Consider the following 20,873-nt stretch of genomic DNA (forward strand, 5'->3'; position numbering starts at 1 on the left):
CCCCGCTTTTTAGCTATTAGACAGAAAATAGGGTGTTATAGTTTATTGAGGGATAAACAAAAAGCATGTGAAAAATGACTGACTTTCAATCACGGCTACGCACAAACATGTTGCTCAATTACTTCTTAGCTATTGAATAGGAAGCTATATGTGCTTGCACGGTTTGCAACTGAAAAATCAGTCCCATTCTATTATGTGTATATATTTCAGTTGGTTAGGTGGAACACTTGGGATATGCTGAAAGTATGAATTCGTGCCTGTACGATATTAAAATGTTAGCTGTATTCATCAAAATCACGCATACATGGAGAGTAAAATGTGGTTCAAAGATATAGAGTTAGAGTCGAAAAATATAAAACTTGTGCCTTTAAGAATGGATCACAAAGATGCATTGGTGGAAGCTGCATCTGACGGTGAGCTTTGGAAATTATGGTTCACATTTGTACCAAATAACGAAAGTGTTACTGATTACATTGCGACAGCTTTAGAACAGAAAGCCAAGGGTTTAGCTTTGCCTTTTGTTGTCATCGAAAAATCAAGCGGTAAGGTTATTGGCTCAACTCGCTTTTGCAATGCAGATCCAATAAATCAACGAGTAGAAATTGGTTACACTTGGTATAGCAAAAGTTATCAAAAAACATCATGTAATACAGAGTGTAAGTTACTTCTTCTAACTCACGCTTTTGAAAGCCTCAATGCTATTGCAGTTGAATTTCGGACAAGTTGGCATAATCAAGCTTCGAGGTCTGCTATTGCTCGTTTGGGTGCAAAGCAAGATGGAGTGCTTCGAAATCATCAGAAAATGCCTAATGGTGGTTATCGAGATACAGTGGTGTTCTCAATCATCAATATTGAATGGCTTTCGGTCAAAGAGAGCTTAGAGTTTAAGTTGTCAACATACAGCTAACAGACCCTAGCAACGCTTGCTGTTTTCGCTTCGCTCAAGTTTGGTACGCGTTGCTCCGCCAAGTGCCAGTTCGTTATTCTGTTCGTCATGGACGAGTTATTGCGCAAACTCAGCCCGCGCAAACCTCCATCCATTTGGATGAAGAAGAAACGGTGACATTCAAACGCTAAACGCAAAGCCCCTCTACTTTAAGAGGGGCTATTTCCTATCTACTTGCATCTTCCGATGTTTAAGTTTTAAAACTTATAGGCAATACCACCATAAACCGTACTCATATTCCAAGTTGAACTGGAATCATCATATTTACTATCAATCTCTGTAATGTCACCCTCATAAGCCACTCTAAGTGTCAGACCTTGGAAGGCATCCATAGGAGAATAATCGAGTCCAATACCGTAATGACCTGCAGGCCCAGTGTCGCCATCGAGGATCATGACATTATCAGACTGCTGTAAGTCGATTGCGGATACGCCTACCTTTACAAAAGGACGCAAGCCGTTATCGAAGGTGTAGCCAAGGTTTGCCGAAACTGAAAAAGACTTTGGAGAGAAGACCTTGGTGCTTATGTTGCTTTGTTGCCCAGAACTAGTATTTGTAAATTTGGCATTCACTTTGCCGTAATCATTATAAGATGCCTCGACCCCAACGATGCGATTGAAAAAGTAACCGCCATACAGGGTGTAGGACATGCCCTCAGCATCTAAGCTAGCGTTTGTAATGTTAGAGTTATCCTTTGCTAAGTCGGAGACAAAGCCACCATCATCAAAGCTAGGCTTGCCAACACCCCCGCCGACATACCAACCATTGGTTTCACCAGCAAATGTTGTACCAGAGACAAGAAGAGTGCCCACTAGGACCGCTATTGTGTTTAGTTTCATATTCCCCCCCACGGAGTATTGAAAATCAAAACATGAGGGTAACAAGAAGGTTACTTATTGATACGAATGCAAACGAAGTTGTCAAAATTGTTAGCGAGTTTCATTATCATAGAAAGCGTTTGCGTCTTGCCATAACCTCAAGCTTAGTTACCGTGACTGAGCAAGATAAAGATGTTGGTAATCTATTGAAAAATCTTTCTTTTACTATTCATGGTGATATTAAAAAGTTTTGTTATGCTATTCAAAGCAGGTGAGTAAATAGGGGTTACCAAGGGCCCATAATCTTATTCATCGACAATGACCCTCGCATTTTCAATGTTAAATTTCGTTATTGATAAAGCGTATTGAAAAACAGAACTCGGATAGCACACATAAAGGGATTGCCATGCTAAGGATTGCAATAGTTGCTTTGTTATTGGTATCACCTGTTAGCCTGTCTAAGGGCTTGGTGGATGTTGACTATGAAAGCCGGCTCAACAAGCAGCAACAAGCCATTTATGAATTGATTATCGACAGTGAAGTGACGGAAGAATTTGTAGAGATCGTAACTGTAATGCTCCCATTCAAGCAACCGATCCCGCTTATATATGGCAACTCTACCACTGAAGGACACGCTCAGTTGTTGAATGAGATAGAAGAAGAGGATGTATTAGCGGACCAACAGGAATCTTGCGAGGAAACTTATCGGTTATTGCTCGACAATTGGTATAGCAATTCACAACAACCAGAGACCTCGGTGTAATTTATGTTGAGATCGAGTGTCACTCTACTCCTTCTTCTACTCTGTCATTCGTTGCTTGCTGGTGAGCATGAGTCAAGGGTAGAGCATGTACCCTCATCTTTGTTTGAGTCTGAGCAGAGACCGACACCTAGACTTGTATGGGTGTATACCTATAAATCCGAGAACGAAAATCAGAGCCTGTATCGAGCTAGGTTTATATCAAGGATGACGCCCGATTGTATTGCGCAGATCGATTTTGATTCTGTAGAGGTTTTGAACAAGATTAACCGCAAAACTGAGTTTTCTTTAGTAGAGGAACAACTTAAAGGAAAAAGACCCGCCGGATTGTTGAGTATTACCTTCGATACCAAGGTTCAAGTACTCGAACAACGGGCCAACAAGCCGGGCTCAATCTCAATCGAGCAAAGCTTGTATAACTACAATATGTTTGTCGATGAAGCTGCCTTTGCTTATCAATTGCAACCCATCTCCGAAACTGAAGTGCTGGTGGATGTGCAAGCAAGTAATACGGTACGCCCTAGTGTTCCCGGATGGGTCAATAATCTGTTCCAATCTAACGTGGACGATAAGGTGTTGCATTTTCAAGCTGCGTTAACGGCACTTTGTTCAAACTGGAAAAAGCCAAGTGAGTCCTGAATCCTACTGGTTGATTGGGTTTGCCATGGTTGCGTTGAGCGTATGGAAAACCTATACAGGCCCGGCTTTGGCTGGGTTCTTAGGGCTGAGTTATCCCGAGATGTTTATGTTTAACATCCTTCCTGCAATGGGAGCGGGGTTCTTTGGTTGGTATTTTGGTTCTGTTTTAGAAGTGCCTTTACCGTTTAAAAGAGCAGTACACTTTCGGCCTAGGCTGCGTAAGTTTTTAAGAGCATGGAATCGTTATGGACAGATCAGTATGGCTCTGCTAGCGCCGATTTTGATAGGGATTCCTGTTTTTACCTTGGTATCACGTAAGTTAAAGCAGGGGGGGGTAAAAACCTTCACCCTGCTGTTTCTCTCTATCTTGCTGTGTAGTGGCGTGAGTTATTTTGGTTTCCTGCTTCTCAATTGGCAGGAATATATCGCAATCGAAGCCTTACTTCCTGATACGGTTGATCCTAAATAACCATGCCTCGCTTCAGCGCAAGCTATTACGCATTCCTACGGTAATACAAAGGAGTCCAATCACTAGCTCACTTTTTCTCCATTTCGATTTGTAAAACTATTGCGCATACTGCGTTACGCAATTTACTCTCGCTTATACCCGAATATCTAGTTATGTGGCCAAATTCACTACACCACTACACCACTACACATTGGTACAAATACTCAAAGAAATATACTCCCAGTTTAGATATTCTGAGTAATCAGTTCAGATATGTGCTGTGTGCTAAAAGAAAATAAACCACTGATAAAGTGGTTATTTTCAATGTTATGAAGTATCTAAATTGCTGTTGCTTTATGTGAATCTCCAGAATTTAGCTGTTCCAGAGCTTCTGTGTAGCCTTTAGATGTTATTATTGCTTCTCTTCCTTTTGGAGTAATAATATGAACTTCTGGCGTAGTTTCAAGTTGATTTAGTATGAAATTTTTACCTTTATTTGTTACAGGCATCATAGCTATATCATCACCAGCACATAATACTTTGACACGCACTTGTTGCTCATTATATGAAACGTTACCGAACTCTACTTTTTGCGTTTCATTTTTATTCATCTCTTGGCAACTAACACCAGCTATACGAACGAAGAGAGTCGCTTGTGCATTCATATAGAAGTAAACTCCATTATAAACGCCCTCAGCTTCTGGAGAGAAGACCGCCGCATTTCCTGATGTATCAGTCTTCACTGTCCAACCTGATGCACATGCAATTGAAGAAGAAGACATTAGCCCTACTAACATTAACTTGAGAATCTTATTCATTTTATCTCCGGTACTTAACAAACATAATCAATGTGTATTGCAAACAAATCACTGCTACAGAGCGACCTCTTCAGAAAATTCGTCCTGACCAACTTCACTCATTGCTGCCGTATAACCTTCTGCGGAGATATAACCTGTATGGCCACGTTTAGTGTTAATAGTGACACCTTTCTTTTTCAACAACTCGTTGTTCAAGAACTCAAGGCCTGCATCAGAAACTGGTGACATTTCCATGTTACCCTCTTCTGAGCACTTTATAGTTACTTTAACTGCTTGGTCGTTGTAAGTAACAACACTTGCTTTAGGCTCGTCCATCATACAAGACATGCCAGTTGCTTTCGTATTTACGATAAGGGTTCCATCTGAATCCATATGAAAGAATACACCTTGTGTTTTTCCTTCAACCGTATTTGAAACTGCAACTTTCTTACCTTCAGTTGTAGTTTCTACGTTCCAATCTGATGCTATTGCTACTGAAGACATACCAAGACTTATCGCTATAGCCAATGAGATTTTGTTCATAATATTTCCTGATTAAATTAAATGTATTAGTGCTTTTCGCTAAGGGAATATTAAGTAATGTCCAATATTCGTTCAATAGGAGAAATAGTTTCATGGCGGGATATGATAAACAATATATAATAACTGTATTTATCATAAAAAATATAAATATCATTGGGTTATGTCTTTTTTGAGTGTGCATTATGCACAGAAGTGATAGCAGATATAAGAATGTGTAATATTGTTTGCAACAACTAAATTATAGTGTGCTTTTAGACTTTTCTAAGCTAGGCTTTAACACTGTGTTTACTTAATATAAATGTTCGTGAAGTTATTTTTATGTACAACTAATTATCAATTAGTCTAAGTCTACTATTGATAAACTGGGATGTAAGTTAATTTACGTAAAACTAAGATTAATGAAATTGAAATAGCTTGAGTTATTTTGCCAACAGGTTTATAACGCTAAAAGCAATGCAAACAGCTAGAATACTTTACGTATCGTAACTCGAAATTGTCCAGAACCTTGCTGAGGGGGACTTAACACGAAATTGCCCCATTGCGTTTACGTTAGGTTTTCTACACGGCATTGAGTTTGGCATTTAACCTACTTTTCTCATGACAAAAACTCTAGAAATGTGGCTAAATTTGTTCATCCACTACAGCCTCACTCCCTTTTAGTTTCATGGAAATGTGAAGAGCTAGTTATTTAGTAAATATAAACAATAACTTGTGAGCTATTAGGTATTTAACAATGGCACTTTATGCTCCACTAACTCCAACTGAGTTTATGGAGAAACACCGTTGAAATTAGCAAAACACCACGCTCTTAGCGCGAGCCTCATTTGCGCTGTAACATTATCAGGATGCGGCTCAAGCACTGACAACAGCGATGCCACAGTCGTACTCGATGAGTCTTACTATACCGACCTCTATGATTGGAACAAAAGCAAGGGGCTCAATGAGAGCTTTCTTGGTCGCGGTATCAACATGGGTAACTTCTTTGAGTCCCCTAGTTACGAAGGTGAGTGGAATGGTGGCCTAACCATTCAAGCTAGTGATTTTGATAATATTGCTAGTCACGGTTTTGCGAGTGTACGCATCCCTGTTCGCTGGAATGCGCATGCGCTGGAAAACGCGCCATTTACTATTGATGCAGCATTTCTATCTCGAGTCCAGCAAGTCGTTGATGAGGCGATTCAAGAAGATCTGCGCGTGATCATCAATACTCACCACTACAATGAAATGTTCTACAACAAAGGTGAGTTTCAACATCACAGAGAAAGACTCAATGCAATCTGGAACCAATTAGCCATACATTTCCCATTGGATGAATACCCAGAGGATAAGCTTGTCTTTGAGCTGCTCAATGAGCCGCATGAAGAGGTGGGTGTCGATGAGTGGAACCTACTTATCGACGACTTAACTAGCCTGCTGTGGACAGACAATGCTGATACGCAGAACAACTCCCTAGGCCAACGAAAAATCATGATTGGCACGGCTGATTGGGGCGGCCCATTCAAACTGCCGGCCCTGAAACTACCGCAAGAATCTACGCCTGACAACACCATTATCACAGTGCACTTCTATGAACCATTTAAGTTCACCCACCAAGGTGCTGAATGGGTTGATGGCGCCAACAAATGGGCAGGCATGCGTTGGCTCGGCACTGATGCTGAAAAGCAGACGCTATATAACTATTTAGATGCAGTCTCTGACTGGAATAATGTGCAAGGGCGTGGATTTGAAATCAACATCGGAGAGTTTGGTGTCTATAGCAAAGTCTCAAAGCCCGAAGATCAAAGGGCTTGGACAGCTTTCATCGCCAGAGAGTCGGAAAAACGTAGCTTTAGTTGGCACTATTGGGAGTATAGTTCTGGATTTGGCGCGTATGACCCATATGCAAAGCAGTGGCGATCTGCGCTGATTGAGGGGCTTATTCCTACAGATAAGTAACAAAACGACACTGAACAGAGCTTATATGGACACGTGATGACGTCTCGCTATCCAAGCTAGGATGACCAGATATTTACTACGATTGGTATTAAGTACAATGCAAGCGGGGCTTAAATGTATCTTGTTCTCTACTGCCGACAATATCGGTATGACTGATTTCTCACGGACAAGCCGCAGAAGCGCCCACGCAATCAGAGCTTATGGCACTTGCTAACAACGTAATTAAGCCGGCGCTTTAAAGCCAACGCCTTAATAGGTCTGGATAGACTGCCTATTAGGGCGCCAGCATATGTGTGCTACTTCAAAACCACAGCAAATCGCAATAGCTTGGTCGCGGTGGGTGTTTTTTCTGATCATCTAATTGAGAATAATTGTTTGTTACACTTTGCATCTGTTACCAGTGCGTAAATTGATATCGATTAATTTAGTTAAAAATGTGTTTCCGTAATATGGGGTAACTCTTAATCACCTTGGAACGGAAGTACTATGAAGTTAAAGTCGATTCTCGCAATATCACTCATGGCTCCACTTAGCGCTATGGCAGACCATGACCACACTATCATTGATGGTTTAGATTTTGGTCCATTAGCGCAGTTTGTTGGTACATGGAAGTCTGTTGAAAGTGGTGGCGTAGATATCTCACCGGCTCAAACAGGAACACCGCAAGGCGAAGGTGCACCAGCGATCACCCCATTTTATGAGGTGATGACGTTTGAGGTTGCGGCTGACGCGGTCAATGCGAGTGAGCAAACATTAGTAGCTCTGTACTATAAGCAAGAAGTCTTTAGAAAAGCCGACGACTCAAAGTTTCATGATCAACGAGGCTACTTCATTTACGACAAAGATAACCAGATAGTGTACAACTCATTTTGTGTACCAAGAACTACCTGTGTGACTGCTGAAGGTGTCGCAGGCAGTGAGATGTCCCTCAAGCTATCAGATCGTGGCATCGCAGAGTCTAACTATATGAAAGATAATGCATCGACCACGGATTTCTCTATGAATATTAAGGTAGAGGGCGATACCTTAACCTATTCACAAACCACAGCGCTTGATATCTATAATCGCTCATTTGCTCATACCGACTCTTCGGTACTAGAGAGAGTAAAGAACTAGTTTTATCCAAATACTTCAATCAAAGGGTGACGCTTACGTTGCCCTTTTTGCTATTTAATCGGGGTAGCGCTGTTTAATGGAAGATAGGTTGAGAAGCCAGTTTCCTATAAATAGGATCACCATGGAGGCAATCAGCACTAGAGTGGGTTCAAAAGGCGCCTTTGCAGTCAGTGCTGGTGTTGCGCCTGCAACAAACGCAGAGATACATCCTACCAAGGAGCTTGCGGTACCAGCCTTCTTTGACACGATTGAAAACGCGTAGACAAAGGTGTGTATATAGATAATGGATGCAGTAAAGAAACAGATTGCAGGGAATGCGATGAACATCCATGTCTTGGCTCCAAAGGCCATAAAGCAGATGGCGAGCAACACTCCGCTACCGATTCCCGCCCCATAAATACGCATGAGCCATTGCTTATTCCAAAGCTTTTTAGCAAGTAAATGACGATAGAATATTTGTCCGGAAAGCCAAAATACACCCATCAAGAGGCTCACTTGACCGTAAAAATCGGCTGACTTGTCGAAGCCTTGTTGAAAGATGTAGGTGGCAAAGACATTGAAAGAAGAAATGATGGCGTAAACCATGCCAGCCGCGATGGTAAGACGGATGAACTGATCTTTGGTTAACACATACGAATAGCTGTCGACTAGGGTGCTTAGGTTAAAGCGAATCCGCTCTTTTAAAGTCTCGGTGAGTACTACAGTGACAAATAGGGCAATGACACCACTCATGGCAGAGAGGAAATAGAACACTGATTGCCACCCAAACCAGGTCTGCATATGACCGCCAATGAAAGGGGCAATAATCGGTCCCATAGCCCAAACCAGACCTAGGGTAGCAAAGTGTTTGCTGAGCTCTTCTCCTTCGAATACGTCAGCTAATACAGCCCTACCGATAACGCCAAAAAATCCAGCGCAGAAGCCCTGTACTACTCGCAATGTGATGAGTTGATCAAGGCTGGTGGCATGAGCACACATAAACAGGGAAATACTGAATAAGATGGCACTGACTGAACAAAGCCACTTTCTACCCAGTACGTCTGAGATATAGCCCGAGAGGATTTGAGTAATGGCATAAGCCATGAGGTAAGACGAAACGATCAAGCTTCCAGAGTGGTCATTTTCACCAAAATGCTGAGTGATAGCGGGCAATGATGGCACCATGATGTCCACGGCAAATCCAAGGGCTAGAGTTAATGCAAATACAGAATAGAAGCAGGTTTTTTGTTGTGCATTCATTAAGTTGGGGTCATCAAGATATCGATTCTTGAGTATAGGAGAGTTCGGCAATCGAATTACATCGATTGGATGTTTCACCAGCTGATAGATCTCCTAAAAAGAAAAAGGCCTCGGCGTAATGCGAGACCTTTCGTTCTTTGAGAGTAGACCTACTTGATATTAATGTTTCTATCGCGTTGGTCGTACATATCAGGTGTGGTGTGAACCCCCCCTGCGAAACCGGCTTTCTCAAGGGTTTCTCGCACGTCTTTCACATCCTCAGCGGTGACTACCACGTCCCTCGCTCCCAAGTGATAGCGTACGAAGGTAATCAGTTCCGCTAATTGCTGATCTGATAGCACGTCCTCGAAGCTTGCCATAGGCATGAAGTTCTTGTCTTCGACCAAGTAGGTGGGCTCTAAGCCACGCACGGTAACCGCTATGGTATTGAACGGGTCACGGTGCATTATGATGCCGTTATCTAGCAGTGCCGGTGCTATTGGATCTCGCCCTTTACCGTCTTCGCCGTGGCAAGCACCACAGGTTTGTTGGTAAATAGGGTAGATGTCAGAGTTATAGGCGCTGTCGTCAAATCCTTTAGGCTTTAATACAACCGCGTCAGGACTGATGAAGTTATCGGAATCCCCTTTTATGAGGTAGTAAGACATAGATTCCACGTCTTCTCTGGTCATCAGACTGAGGCTGTTTTTCACTACATCAGCCATTCCGGCAAAGGCAGTACCTTTCGCTGAATGTCCGGTATGTAGAAAATCAGTCAATACCTCGACATCCCACCCGTCGGTGTATAGCTCATTTGAGGTAATATCCGGGGCATTCCATCCATCGATGAGATTACCTTGGAATATACGGTCAGCAATGATGGCCTGAGCAATGTTACGCGGAGAATGACATTCAGAACAGTGTCCTAGGCCTGCGACCCAATACTTACCCTTTTGCCATTTTTCTACATCGTCTACGCTCTCTTTGAGCTCTGCTGGGACATCATAGGAAAGTGGATTGGTATCCATAAACACAATGTTCCAGCTAAGCAGTCCTAATCGAATATTCGACGGGAAGATCATGCTGTTGTCATCGTTACGCCTTGGCACTGCAGTGATAGATTGTAGGTATTCCCACATGTCGAGCATGTCCTGGTCTGTGACGTACTGATAAGAGGTGTAGGGCATAGCAGGGTAGAGGTAGCCATGACGACCTTTACCATCAACCAGAGCCGCCTTAAAATCTTCAAAGTCGTACTCTCCTATACCCTCGCTGGTATGGGGTGTGATATTGGTTGAGTAGACGGTACCGAAAGGGGTCACGAAGGGCAAGCCACCGGCAAAGGGTTCACCGCCTTCAGCACTATGACAGGCTACACAGTCACCCGCGTGAGCGAGATATTCACCGCGTTCAATAGCGTCAGCGTCTAAGCTTGCAATCTTTTCATCCCAATCTAAACGCGACTTGGTGATCATAGCGCCGATCGCTAGAATTTGGTTGCGTGACAATTGCCCTTCAAAGGCTGGCATGACGTTATTGAGACCAAATCGGATAGTGTGTTGGATCTCTTCTATGCTTCCGCCGTGAAGCCAAGTGTCATCAGAAAGGATGGGTAGGCCTAGCTCTTGATTGCTGATTGAACCATCACCATGACAAGCGGAGCAGTACTGAGTGAAGAGCTGCTTGCCGAGCTCGACCTTAACCGCTGGCACATTGGAATGACGTTGATTTAAAGAAGCTAAGTAGTAGGAGAGCTTCGCAATTTCATCTTCATTGAGGACCTCGTTGTACCCTGCCATTGCGCCATTGCGGCCTTTTTCAATGGAGTGAATAATGGCCTCATCACTGCCGCCATACATCCAATCGTTGTCGATGAGGTTGGGGAAGTGCTTTTGACCTTGGGCATTGTCTCTGTGACAAGCCGCACAATGGGTTTGAAATAGCATTCGTCCTGAGGTGGTAATGGCCTCATTTTGCGCAAGGCTCATTAATGAGGTGTCAGTGACCGTTGCGAATTGCTCGTCCAAGGTTGTACTCGTGGTACTTAGTTTGTCGTCACTTTGCTCCCAGTCCACCAAGCCTTGCCAATTGCCAAGCCCTGGGTACAGAATCAAATAGCCAACGGAGATAGAGAAGGCAACAAAGTAACTGATAAACAGCAGCTTAGGTGGCGGTGCATCATTTTCATCTATGCCATCAAAGGTTGCTAAAGACTTGTTTGCGTCCGCTTCGTGATTTTTGCGCCAATACTTGACGACAACTCCCACCATTAATACAAAGAAAACGACGGTGCAGATAACGGCCCATAAGTTCCAGAAACTACTCATTGAGTTACTCCTTCTGCCGTATCAACCCCGAGACTTTGCAGGTAACGTATCAATACCTCGCCCTTGGTTTTACCGCGCACCTGTAGGCGAGCATCGGCGATTTCATCATCGCTGTACGGTACACCCAATGTGCGCAGGGTGAGCATTTTGTCAGTGATGTCATCACCAGAGAGTTTTTGCTCAAACAGCCACGGATAAGAGGGCATGATAGAGGTCGGTATGACATCTCGCGGATTAACTAGGTGCAACACATGCCACTGGTCTGAGTATTTTCTTCCCAAGTTAGTGAGGTCTGGGCCAGTACGTTTTGAACCCCAAAGATTTGGAAATTCGTAGATATCATCCGGCTCTTGGTTGGCCCTGCCGTTGCGTTTAACCTCTGGCTCTAAAGGGCGTACCATTTGCGTGTGGCACACATGACAGCCCTCGCTGATATAGATATCCCTGCCTGCAACTTCTACGGCAGTGAGTGGTTTTGCCATGCTATTGGCTGCCAGTTCTGGTCCTCGGACAATATTGGGTACAATCAGCACTAATATTGAGAAGGACGCTACAACTATGGTCGCAATGATGAGAATAACGACCGATTGAGTGAAGTCTTTACTCATTATGCCGCCTCCCTTTTAAGCACTAGTTTGGGCATTTTGACTGTCTTATACAGGTTGTACACCATCAGTAGCAGGCCGAGTACAAACAGTGCCCCACCAAAGAATCGTAAGAATAACCAAGGCGCTTTGAAATCCATGGCTTCAACGAAGCTGTAAACCAGTTCGCCATTTTCACTTTGTGCGAGCCACATATAGCCCTCACCGATACCCGCCACCCATAGCGCGATGGCATAAATAGCGACACCGGCATGCGCCAGCCAGAAGTGCCACTTAATAAGTCGTGTAGAGTACAGCTTGTCTTTGCCCCACAGTTTCGGAATGAAGTAGTAGAAAACAGCAATACCGGACATTCCCACCCAACCCAGTGCGCCCGAGTGTACGTGACCGATAATCCACTCAGTGTTGTGTGCGAGCATGTTAAACCAACGAATCGCCAGCAATGGACCCTCAAATGTGGCTAAGCAGTAGTAAAGAATGGCCGAAAAGAAGAACAGCATAATGTAATCATTTTTCAACTTCTCTTTGTTTTGCAGCAGCGTCATAGCACTGTTGAACGCACCACCCCAAGAGGGTAGCCAAAGGATCAGCGACATCACGATACCGATGTTTTGCACCCATATTGGGACAGAAGAGTAGATGAGGTGGTGAGTCCCGGCCCAGGTATAGAAGCCGACCAACCCCCAAAAGTGAATCACAGAAAGACGGTAAGAATAGATAGGTCGTTCAGCTACTTTTGGAATGAAGTAGTAGTTCATTCCAATAACGCCAGCGGTTAACAGGAAGCCTACTGCATTATGACCCCACCACCATTGAACTATGGCATCTTGAGCTCCAGCAAAGACAGAGTAAGACTTCATCATTGAAGCAGGGAGCGCCAAGTTGTTGACTACAAAAATTAGGGCGATAACGATAATAAACGCGGCAAAGAACCAGTTTGCTACGAAAATATGATTGGCCTTTCGTTTTGCTAACGTGCCAAAGAAAAGGATGGCGTAGAGGACCCATACCAGCACGATAAGCAGGTCAATTGGCCACTCTAACTCTGCATACTCTTTTGATGTGGTGTAACCCAGAGGCAGTGATAAGAGAGCGAGCAATAACACCAATTGCCATCCCCAAAACACCATCCACGCAAGGCTTTTATTGAACAAGCCACATTGTCCGGTGCGCTGGGCGATATACAAAGATGCGCCCATTAATACGTTGACGACGAAGCCGTAAATAACGCCAGAGGTGTGCAGCGGACGCAGTCGACCAAACTGGAAGTATTCCGAATCAAAATTAAGGATGGGCCAATAGAGTTGAGCGGCAAGTACTACACCGATAAACATTCCTACTACTGACCAGATTACGGACGCCACAACGAAGTATTTGACGACCTTGGTGCTGTACACCGTGGTTTCGTTTTCCATCAGAGAGTCCTCTAAGGCTGCGTGTCTTGACCAAGTTGGGAGAAGTAGTAAGAGATATCTTCAATATCTTGATCGGTGAGGGCATCTGCTTGTTGCTGCATTAAAATAGCCAACCCACTGGTTCTTTCTCGCGCTTTGTAATCTTTCAATGAGGAAATGAGGTATCCCATTTTTTGACCGCGAAGGTTCGGATAGGGGTCAAGGGTGGAAATGCCATCTTCGCCATGACAAGTCATGCAGACTTTGGCCTTGGCTTTGCCTACTTCAAACTGTGCATCTTCTTGTGCATAAGCGGTCGCGCTTAAACCTAGTATTGCGAGTAACAGCACTTTCATCGGTGTAAATCCTTTTCCGATCCTCTATTCGAACGAAAGAGAGGTGTTGACAGATGTAGCCCAAAGTATAGTTAACCATTCGAATAAGGCGTTGCTTTGGCTACTTTTTTCTACGCATCTGAATAGGAAAAGGTTTAGTTTATTGAGGTCAAACACCCTATAAGTAAGAATTTTAGGGTGCTTGGCGATGACTATCATGGTTAAGCAGGAGCTAAGCTTTGGGGTTCGTTTGCCAGAGTTTGCATGAGTTCTGAAGCGTCTGCTTGCTCATCAGTTTGCAGGTACAACTCAATGAGTCTTGTTACCTCCCAATCAGCAAAGTACTTTTGCACTGACAGCAGTTGGGTCGGTTTGTTATTGTCCAAAATGAGCCAATGGGCTTGACCTTGATGGGATTCGGAGCTGATCAGGCGTTGGTCATCTACTTGCAAATAGTCTTTCAACATAGCCGCAAGCTCGCTCATGGGTAGGGTTGATTCAATTCGATATAAATAGCCACCTTGAACCTTTTGTCGTGCCCAGTAGTCAATGTCATTCAAATTCAGAGTATCTCTGGAAATGAAGACAGCGCAGCTGGCACTGGTAAATGAGGAGATCGCGACGGCGGAATGCTTGAATTCAGGCTGCCCAGATAATTCATCGGTGGTGTTGGCAATCAGTGCACAAGGTTTACTGTTTTTAGAGGTGGTCTCGTTCCAATGTATTGGCATAAACAGCTGTGATGGGGATAGCTCTGACGTAACCTTAGCTCGCACTAACGCCTCTCCTTGGAAGTTAGACACCTTAGCTAACTGACCGTCCAATATTTGGTATTTTGACGCCGTATCGGGATGTAGTTGTACAAAGGGTTCACTGGTGTGCTCTGCCAGTTTAGGGGACAGGCCCGTTCTAGACATGGTGTGCCAATGGTCTCTAACCCGACCGCTGTTTAGGATTAATGGGTGTTTGGCATTTGTTTTGGCCAATGGAGCTTGGTAGTTAACAGCAACAAATCGAGCTCGCTTATTAGGGGTATAAAATTGACCATCGTTGAACAGCCTCTGATTTACTACTTGGTCTTGAAGCTCTGTTACTGGCCATTGCTGCGGTTTAAGCTGGCTATAGCCCTTGTCGTCTAGCTGAGTTAAACCAATTAAATTAAGGTCACGTTCTAAGTTATCATTTCCTAGAGTCGTCAGCTTGGCGTACTCAGAAAATATCTCGCCCTCATGTATGTAGTCAAAGGCCTCTTTAAACCCCATTTTCTGCGCAACCTGACTGATGATCCACCAATCGGGCTTTGCCTCTCCGGGGCTAGGCAGAATGCGTCGCTGTCTTGAAATTCGGCGCTCGGAATTAGTCACCGTACCTGATTTCTCACTCCATCCTTGAGCTGGCAAAACGACATCGGCCAAGCGACTGGTTTCGGTATCAGCAATACAATCTGAGACGACTACGAGTGGGCATTTTTCCAGCGCAGATCGTATCTTGCCAGAATTAGGCAGGCTGACCATAGGGTTGGTGGCCATGATCCACACCGCCTTTATTTTCCCCGAGTCTATGGCATCAAACATGTCGATGGCTTTCAGGCCGGGCTGTGTGGCTAGGGTGTCCGTCTGCCAGTAATCACTGACGAGTCGCAGGTGCTCAGGGTTGTCAAACTCCATATGTGCGGTAAGCGTATTTGCTAATGCGCCAATTTCTCGCCCGCCCATAGCATTGGGCTGTCCAGTGACAGAGAATGGGCCGCAGCCTGTTTTACCTATTTTACCCGTGGCAAGGTGACAGTTGAGAATAGCGTTCACTTTATCTGAGCCGCTACTGGACTGATTCACCCCTTGAGAGTAAATAGTGATTACCTTGTCTGTGTTGGTAAATTCGCGGTAAAACTGCATTAATTGTTGCTCGGTAAGCCCTGTGATTTCTTCTATATTTTGTTCTGAAAGTGCAGCGTGAATGGTCTCGTCAAAATGATCGGTATGTGAGGAGATAAACTCGTGATCCAGCTCGTCCTGCTCGATAAGGTGCGAAAGTAAACCATTAAACAAAGCCACATCTGAGCCCGATTCAATAGGCAGATGGGTATCGGCAAGCTCACAGGTATCGGTCTTTCTTGGGTCAACCACTACTATCTTTAGCGAAGGGTTTTCTTGCTTGGCTGTGCGAAGTCGTTGAAATAAAACAGGATGGCACCAAGCAAGGTTTGACCCCACAATAACCACCATTTCTGCTTGCTCGAGATCTTCATAGCAAACGGGAACTGTATCGCTACCAAACGCTCGCTTGTGCCCGACAACAGAGGAGGCCATGCAAAGGCGTGAGTTACTATCGATATTAGCCGTTCCCATGAAGCCCTTGATGAGCTTGTTGGCAACATAGTAATCCTCAGTTAATAGTTGTCCTGAAACATAGAATGCTACGGAGTCAGGGCCGTGTTGTTGGATAGTTTGTGCAAATTGTTCTGCGACCATAGTCGTGGCATCTTCCCACGACAGTGCTTCATCAGCATGGCCCGTTTTTAGGGTTGGAGATAACAGGCGACCATCATGAATCACCGTCTCTCCTAGCGCTATCCCCTTAGTACACAACTTGCCATAGTTAGAGGGATGTTCCTTATCTCCACGTATCTCCAGTTCCCCCGAATGCTTCGGCCTGGCTTCGATTCCGCAACCAACGCCGCAGTATGCACAAGTGGTCTTGATCCATCCTTCATTATGTTCAGTCATGGGCGTTCCCTTTCATGTCTTAAGCTTTAATATCTATTACCTTGCAAAAATCAAACCAAAGCCCCAAAAAAAACACTATTCAAAAATATACCTTATAAAACATTCACTTAAATTCACATCTACCCCTAAAGTGGTATGTTATTATTGCTTTAATATGCTCTTTATGATTGTTTCTGCACCATTTTGATCAATTTTGCACCGCGAATGGACATAAATTGTGAGTTTATGTTTTTCTGTGTGAAATTTGCACAGTGTTTTTGCAAAGTAATTTATGGTTAAGTAATTGTTATTAAAGGTTAATAAATTTTAATTTTGTCTTAGATCAAATTATTGGCCTCCAATTTGCAGGAGTTGGCACAGAGGCGAATAAAAATTTGGTAGTGATGGTGAGAAGTCACGATGTACCAGATATAGGAGCAAAATAATGGGAATTCAAAGCAAATATCTAGGTCGAGTAACCTTAGTTGGAGCAGGTCCAGGTGACCCTGACTTACTAACGGTAAAAGCGAGCAGAGCCATACAACAAGCTCGATTTATCATGTACGACAATTTAGTGAGTCATGAAATCCGAGCCCTGTTCCCAGAAGAAGCAGAGAAAGTCTTTGTCGGTAAATCCAAAGGCATGCACTGCGCAACGCAAGATCAGATCAACACCTTATTACTGAATGCAGCGCTAGAAGGTAAAGATGTTTGTCGCGTGAAAGGCGGAGACTCTTTTGTGTTTGGGCGTGGCGGTGAAGAGATGCTGATGCTGGCAAAACAGGGTGTAGAAGTGGATGTCATACCGGGCATTACGGCCGCTTCAGGTTGCACTAGTTACGCAGATATTCCTCTTACTCACCGCGGTTTGGCTCAAGGCTGCACCTTTGTTACCGCTCACGCTGACAAAGAGCTCGATATCAACTGGGATGCACTGGCTCAGCTGAAGCAAACCTTGGTCTTCTATATGGGGCTGAGTAAAACGGACATGTTAATGGAGAAACTGACTAAGGGGGGATTATCAGAAAACACCCCCGTTGCCTTCATTGAGAATGGTTGCACCCCTAAGCAGCGCGTATTTATCGGCAAACTTCATCAGTTAACTTCACTTAAACAACAGCATCAAATTCAGTCGCCTGCATTGATTGTAGTGGGCGAGGTTGTGTCCGTTGCTGAGCAAATGGACTGGCTTGGTCAACTGTCTGGCAGGCAGCTATGCAAAGTAGAGCATGAGCAAACACTGCAAATGACGGCATAGTCGCAAAGGTATTTGGAAGATTACGCACATTAGTAACAAAATTCGGGTTTCAAGGAATGGATATTATGAAAAAGCAAAGAGTGATAGTGGTCGGTAATGGCATGGTAGGCCACAAATACATAGAAACACTATTGCAGCAGAAAAGGGATGACATAGAAATCATTACGTTTTCTGAGGAGCCACATCTTGCCTATGACCGTGTTCATCTTACCTCTTATTTTACTGGAGGTGCTAAGGAGTTGGCTTTAGCTGATGAGGGTTATTACACCGACAATGGCGTTAAGTTTGTGGTTAGCGATAAAGTGGTCAAGCTTGATACTGATGCCAAGCAAGTGATCACCGAAAGCGGTCGTATCGAACAATACGATTCTTTAGTGCTGGCTACGGGCTCTTTTCCTTTCGTTCCACCCATCCCTGGTAATGACGGTGATCATTGCCATGTATACCGAACCCTTGAAGATTTGGATGGAATTGAGGAATCAAGCAAGCTAAGCCAAAGCGGTGTGGTTGTGGGCGGTGGCCTTCTAGGTCTAGAGGCAGCAAATGCTATCAAAGAACTTGGCTTAGAAACCCACGTAGTTGAGTTTGCGCCGCGCTTGATGGCAGTGCAGCTCGATGACGGTGGCGGTGCCTTGCTTCGCCGAAAAATAGAATCGCTCGGTGTTTCGGTTCATACGCAAAAAGCGACCAGTGAAATCGTCGCGGGTGAGAATGCTCGCTATCGAATGAACTTTGCTGACGGCTCTCATTTAGAGACCGATATGATTGTATTCTCTGCAGGTATCCGTCCTCAGGATGAACTGGCTCGTGAAGCAAACATAGAGATAGGTGAGCGTGGCGGGATAGTAGTTAACGATTACTGCCAAACGAACCTTCCCGATGTCTACGCAGTAGGTGAATGTGCCCTTTGGCAGAATCGCATCTTTGGCTTGGTTGCACCGGGCTATCAGATGGCTAAGGTTGCTGCCACTCATTTACTAGAAGGCGAATCAGAGGCCGCATCATTTACTGGTGCTGATATGAGCACTAAATTGAAGCTGCTCGGCGTTGATGTAGCGAGTATCGGTGAGGTGCATGGTCAAACACCAGGCGCTCAGTCTTACACCTTTAGTGATGAGATTGACCAAGTCTATAAGCGTCTTATTGTCTCAGAGGATGGCAGCAAGATCATTGGCGCTGTGCTGGTGGGCGATGCTGAAGCCTATGGTACTTTGCTACAAATGAAGCAAAATGACATGCCACTGCCGTCGAATCCTTCCGTACTTATTTTGCCTAATGTTGCAGGTGAAGAGTCAGCCGGTATGGGTATTGATGCCTTGCCGGATAGTGCGGTTATCTGTTCATGCTTTGATGTGACTAAAGGTGATATTAAGCAAGCGGTTCAGGCCGGCTGCAGCACGATGTCGGCTCTTAAAGAAACGACCAATGCTTCGACGGGTTGTGGAGGGTGTAGCGCACTCGCAAAACAGGTGTTGGACAGTGAACTATTAAGCCTAGGTGTAGAGGTCAACAATGACCTGTGTGAGCACTTTGCCTACTCACGCCAAGAGCTCAGCGACATCGTTCGTGTTAATCAAATCAAAACCTTCGATGAACTGCTAGAGCAATACGGCAGTGGTCACGGCTGTGAGGTATGTAAACCAACGGTCGGCTCTATCTTGGCGTCATTTTGGAATGATTACATTCTGAAGAATGAGCATATGGAGCTGCAGGATACCAACGATATATACCTAGGCAATATGCAAAAAGACGGTACCTACTCTGTTGTACCGCGTATTGCAGGCGGTGAAATCACACCCGATAAGCTGATTGTGCTTGGGCAGGTGGCTAAAGAATTTGACCTGTATACCAAGATCACTGGCGGACAGCGTGTGGATCTATTTGGTGCAGAGTTAAACGACCTACCTATCATCTGGAAAAAGCTAGTAGATGCAGGCTTTGAAACTGGACATGCCTACGGCAAATCAGTGCGTACAGTGAAGTCTTGTGTCGGTAGCACTTGGTGTCGCTATGGGGTCGGCGACAGCGTTCGCTTAGCTATTGATATCGAAAATCGTTATAAGGGTTTACGTTCTCCGCACAAGTTGAAGTTCGCGGTATCGGGCTGTACTCGAGAGTGTGCTGAGGCGCAGTCTAAAGATGTCGGCATCATCGCCACTGAAAACGGCTGGAACCTATATGTGTGTGGTAACGGCGGTATGCGCCCTCGACATGCCGACTTGCTTGCCACTGACTTAGACGAAGCAACCTTAATCCAGTACATCGACCGAATGCTGATGTTCTATATCCGCACCGCAGAGCGCTTGCAGCGTACCTCTGTGTGGCTAGAAAACCTTGAAGGTGGCATTGAGTATCTAAAACAAGTGGTGGTTGAAGACAAGTTAAGCCTAGGGGTAGAGCTTGAAAAGGATATGGCGACCACTATTGGACAATATCAATGTGAATGGAAAACCACTCTTGAATCCCCTGAAAAGCTCAAGCGTTTCAGTCACTTCATTAATACGGACCAACGTGACAATACACTCAGCTTCGTTTCAGAGCGTGAGCAAAGGTTTCCAAACAACATTACTGAACAATCAATAGACGTGGTGGAGATCGATTGAGCGCCTAAACGCTCTATTAATCCCATAACCACGCATAACCAGAAATCATTTTCGACCTAGGAGAAAGACTATGAATCACTGGCAGACCATTTGCGATGTAACGGACATCACACCAAATGTTGGAGTTTGCGCCCTGATCAATGGACGACAAGTCGCGATATTCAACTATCAGCGAGCTGGCGCGTTATACGCTATCTCAAATTACGACCCAATCGGTAAAGCACAGGTCTTATCTCGTGGGATTGTAGGTTGCATTGGCGGAGAGCCTTGTGTGTCTTCCCCTCTTTATAAGCAACACTTCAGTCTAAAAACGGGACTGTGCATCGAAGAGCCTGAGGTCAGTGTGAAAACTTATCCTGTAAGACTGCTTGATGGCGCTGTGCAGATACAGGTTTCTGAAGCCGTCGCTGCTTAACATTTTTGTCC

The 20,873-nt window shown here is 44.6% G+C and carries 18 protein-coding genes; 9 read left to right on the top strand and 9 right to left on the bottom strand.

The features are described 5' to 3' along the window. Positions 1–316: 316 nt before the first annotated feature. Positions 317–907 (top strand): GNAT family N-acetyltransferase, encoded by a 591-nt coding sequence (locus tag D5I41_RS04635; protein WP_119008735.1) that lies wholly within the window; start codon positions 317–319, stop codon positions 905–907. A gap of 236 nt (positions 908–1,143) precedes the next feature. Here the strand turns inward: D5I41_RS04635 and D5I41_RS04640 are convergent, their stop codons facing one another. Continuing rightward, positions 1,144–1,785: an outer membrane beta-barrel protein gene (locus D5I41_RS04640; protein WP_119008736.1), complete on the bottom strand. Its 642-nt coding sequence runs from the start codon at positions 1,783–1,785 to the stop codon at positions 1,144–1,146. A gap of 385 nt (positions 1,786–2,170) precedes the next feature. Here D5I41_RS04640 and D5I41_RS04650 point away from each other — a divergent pair, with 385 nt between their 5' ends. Genes D5I41_RS04650 through D5I41_RS04660 form a run of 3 tightly spaced genes read left to right on the top strand, consistent with a single transcriptional unit; the run spans position 2,171 to position 3,632 of the window. Beyond that, positions 2,171–2,527, top strand: a complete 357-nt coding sequence (locus tag D5I41_RS04650; RefSeq protein ID WP_119008738.1) for a hypothetical protein — start codon at positions 2,171–2,173, stop codon at positions 2,525–2,527. A gap of 3 nt (positions 2,528–2,530) precedes the next feature. Continuing rightward, entirely contained in the window at positions 2,531–3,163 is a 633-nt protein-coding gene (locus D5I41_RS04655) for a hypothetical protein (RefSeq protein ID WP_235868857.1), read from the top strand. Next, positions 3,153–3,632 (top strand): hypothetical protein, encoded by a 480-nt coding sequence (locus tag D5I41_RS04660; RefSeq protein WP_119008739.1) that lies wholly within the window; start codon positions 3,153–3,155, stop codon positions 3,630–3,632. Before D5I41_RS04655 ends, D5I41_RS04660 begins: the two co-directional genes overlap by 11 nt. A 317-nt stretch (positions 3,633–3,949) precedes the next feature. Here the strand turns inward: D5I41_RS04660 and D5I41_RS04665 are convergent, their stop codons facing one another. Both D5I41_RS04665 and D5I41_RS04670 read right to left on the bottom strand, forming a co-directional pair. After that, the gene (locus tag D5I41_RS04665; RefSeq protein WP_119008740.1) at positions 3,950–4,429 is read right to left on the bottom strand and encodes a hypothetical protein; all 480 of its coding nucleotides are present in this window, start codon (positions 4,427–4,429) and stop codon (positions 3,950–3,952) included. A 54-nt stretch (positions 4,430–4,483) separates the two neighbouring features. Beyond that, a complete protein-coding gene (locus tag D5I41_RS04670; RefSeq protein WP_119008741.1) occupies positions 4,484–4,951 on the bottom strand; it encodes a hypothetical protein in 468 nt (155 codons plus the stop codon). Between the two features lie 783 nt (positions 4,952–5,734). Between D5I41_RS04670 and D5I41_RS04675 the strand changes: the two genes are divergently transcribed. Continuing rightward, positions 5,735–6,886, top strand: a complete 1,152-nt coding sequence (locus D5I41_RS04675; RefSeq protein ID WP_119008742.1) for a glycoside hydrolase family 5 protein — start codon at positions 5,735–5,737, stop codon at positions 6,884–6,886. Between the two features lie 486 nt (positions 6,887–7,372). Then, positions 7,373–8,002 (top strand): heme-binding beta-barrel domain-containing protein, encoded by a 630-nt coding sequence (locus tag D5I41_RS04680; protein ID WP_119008743.1) that lies wholly within the window; start codon positions 7,373–7,375, stop codon positions 8,000–8,002. A gap of 54 nt (positions 8,003–8,056) precedes the next feature. Here D5I41_RS04680 and D5I41_RS04685 read toward each other — a convergent pair whose 3' ends face one another. The 6 genes from D5I41_RS04685 to D5I41_RS04710 form a co-directional block, all read right to left on the bottom strand. After that, complete coding sequence (locus D5I41_RS04685; protein WP_235868858.1) at positions 8,057–9,319, bottom strand: MFS transporter; 1,263 nt, start codon at positions 9,317–9,319, stop codon at positions 8,057–8,059. Between the two features lie 71 nt (positions 9,320–9,390). Beyond that, on the bottom strand, positions 9,391–11,547 hold the full coding sequence (locus tag D5I41_RS04690; protein ID WP_119008745.1) for a c-type cytochrome: 2,157 nt from the start codon (positions 11,545–11,547) through the stop codon (positions 9,391–9,393). Then, a complete protein-coding gene (locus D5I41_RS04695; protein ID WP_186811067.1) occupies positions 11,544–12,158 on the bottom strand; it encodes a cbb3-type cytochrome c oxidase subunit II in 615 nt (204 codons plus the stop codon). Before D5I41_RS04695 ends, D5I41_RS04690 begins: the two co-directional genes overlap by 4 nt. Continuing rightward, positions 12,155–13,567 (bottom strand): cytochrome-c oxidase, cbb3-type subunit I, encoded by a 1,413-nt coding sequence (ccoN, locus tag D5I41_RS04700; RefSeq protein ID WP_119008747.1) that lies wholly within the window; start codon positions 13,565–13,567, stop codon positions 12,155–12,157. Before ccoN ends, D5I41_RS04695 begins: the two co-directional genes overlap by 4 nt. Before the next feature lie 11 nt (positions 13,568–13,578). After that, a complete protein-coding gene (locus D5I41_RS04705; protein WP_017031882.1) occupies positions 13,579–13,902 on the bottom strand; it encodes a c-type cytochrome in 324 nt (107 codons plus the stop codon). A gap of 200 nt (positions 13,903–14,102) precedes the next feature. Beyond that, complete coding sequence (locus D5I41_RS04710) at positions 14,103–16,607, bottom strand: molybdopterin oxidoreductase family protein (RefSeq protein WP_119008748.1); 2,505 nt, start codon at positions 16,605–16,607, stop codon at positions 14,103–14,105. Positions 16,608–17,031: 424 nt separating this feature from the next. On the opposite strand from D5I41_RS04710, the gene cobA reads away from it, so the two are divergent. The 3 genes from cobA to nirD all read left to right on the top strand — a co-directional run bounded on the left by cobA (position 17,032) and on the right by nirD (position 20,862). Further along, positions 17,032–17,844: a uroporphyrinogen-III C-methyltransferase gene (gene cobA, locus D5I41_RS04715; protein ID WP_119008749.1), complete on the top strand. Its 813-nt coding sequence runs from the start codon at positions 17,032–17,034 to the stop codon at positions 17,842–17,844. Positions 17,845–17,909: 65 nt separating this feature from the next. Then, positions 17,910–20,447 carry a nitrite reductase large subunit NirB gene (gene nirB / locus D5I41_RS04720; RefSeq protein ID WP_119008750.1) on the top strand — a complete coding sequence of 846 codons (2,538 nt, stop codon included), beginning with the start codon at positions 17,910–17,912 and terminating at the stop codon, positions 20,445–20,447. 70 nt (positions 20,448–20,517) lie between these two features. Next, complete coding sequence (gene nirD, locus D5I41_RS04725; RefSeq protein WP_119008751.1) at positions 20,518–20,862, top strand: nitrite reductase small subunit NirD; 345 nt, start codon at positions 20,518–20,520, stop codon at positions 20,860–20,862. Positions 20,863–20,873 lie beyond the last annotated feature (11 nt).

The sequence above is a fragment of the Vibrio superstes genome, assembly GCF_003569005.1.
GTDB lineage: Bacteria > Pseudomonadota > Gammaproteobacteria > Enterobacterales > Vibrionaceae > Vibrio > Vibrio superstes.

Excerpts from the sequence above, each read along its gene's own strand:
- D5I41_RS04635 (WP_119008735.1), top strand. The coding sequence starts at position 317 with ATGTGGTTCAAAGATATAGAGTTAGAGTCGAAAAATATAAAACTTGTG.
- D5I41_RS04640 (WP_119008736.1), bottom strand. The coding sequence starts at position 1,785 with ATGAAACTAAACACAATAGCGGTCCTAGTGGGCACTCTTCTTGTCTCT.
- D5I41_RS04650 (WP_119008738.1), top strand. The coding sequence starts at position 2,171 with ATGCTAAGGATTGCAATAGTTGCTTTGTTATTGGTATCACCTGTTAGC.
- D5I41_RS04655 (WP_235868857.1), top strand. The coding sequence starts at position 2,531 with ATGTTGAGATCGAGTGTCACTCTACTCCTTCTTCTACTCTGTCATTCG.
- D5I41_RS04665 (WP_119008740.1), bottom strand. The coding sequence starts at position 4,429 with ATGAATAAGATTCTCAAGTTAATGTTAGTAGGGCTAATGTCTTCTTCT.
- D5I41_RS04670 (WP_119008741.1), bottom strand. The coding sequence starts at position 4,951 with ATGAACAAAATCTCATTGGCTATAGCGATAAGTCTTGGTATGTCTTCA.
- D5I41_RS04680 (WP_119008743.1), top strand. The coding sequence starts at position 7,373 with ATGAAGTTAAAGTCGATTCTCGCAATATCACTCATGGCTCCACTTAGC.
- D5I41_RS04690 (WP_119008745.1), bottom strand. The coding sequence starts at position 11,547 with ATGAGTAGTTTCTGGAACTTATGGGCCGTTATCTGCACCGTCGTTTTC.
- ccoN (WP_119008747.1), bottom strand. The coding sequence starts at position 13,567 with ATGGAAAACGAAACCACGGTGTACAGCACCAAGGTCGTCAAATACTTC.
- D5I41_RS04705 (WP_017031882.1), bottom strand. The coding sequence starts at position 13,902 with ATGAAAGTGCTGTTACTCGCAATACTAGGTTTAAGCGCGACCGCTTAT.
- D5I41_RS04710 (WP_119008748.1), bottom strand. The coding sequence starts at position 16,607 with ATGACTGAACATAATGAAGGATGGATCAAGACCACTTGTGCATACTGC.
- cobA (WP_119008749.1), top strand. The coding sequence starts at position 17,032 with ATGGGAATTCAAAGCAAATATCTAGGTCGAGTAACCTTAGTTGGAGCA.
- nirB (WP_119008750.1), top strand. The coding sequence starts at position 17,910 with ATGAAAAAGCAAAGAGTGATAGTGGTCGGTAATGGCATGGTAGGCCAC.
- nirD (WP_119008751.1), top strand. The coding sequence starts at position 20,518 with ATGAATCACTGGCAGACCATTTGCGATGTAACGGACATCACACCAAAT.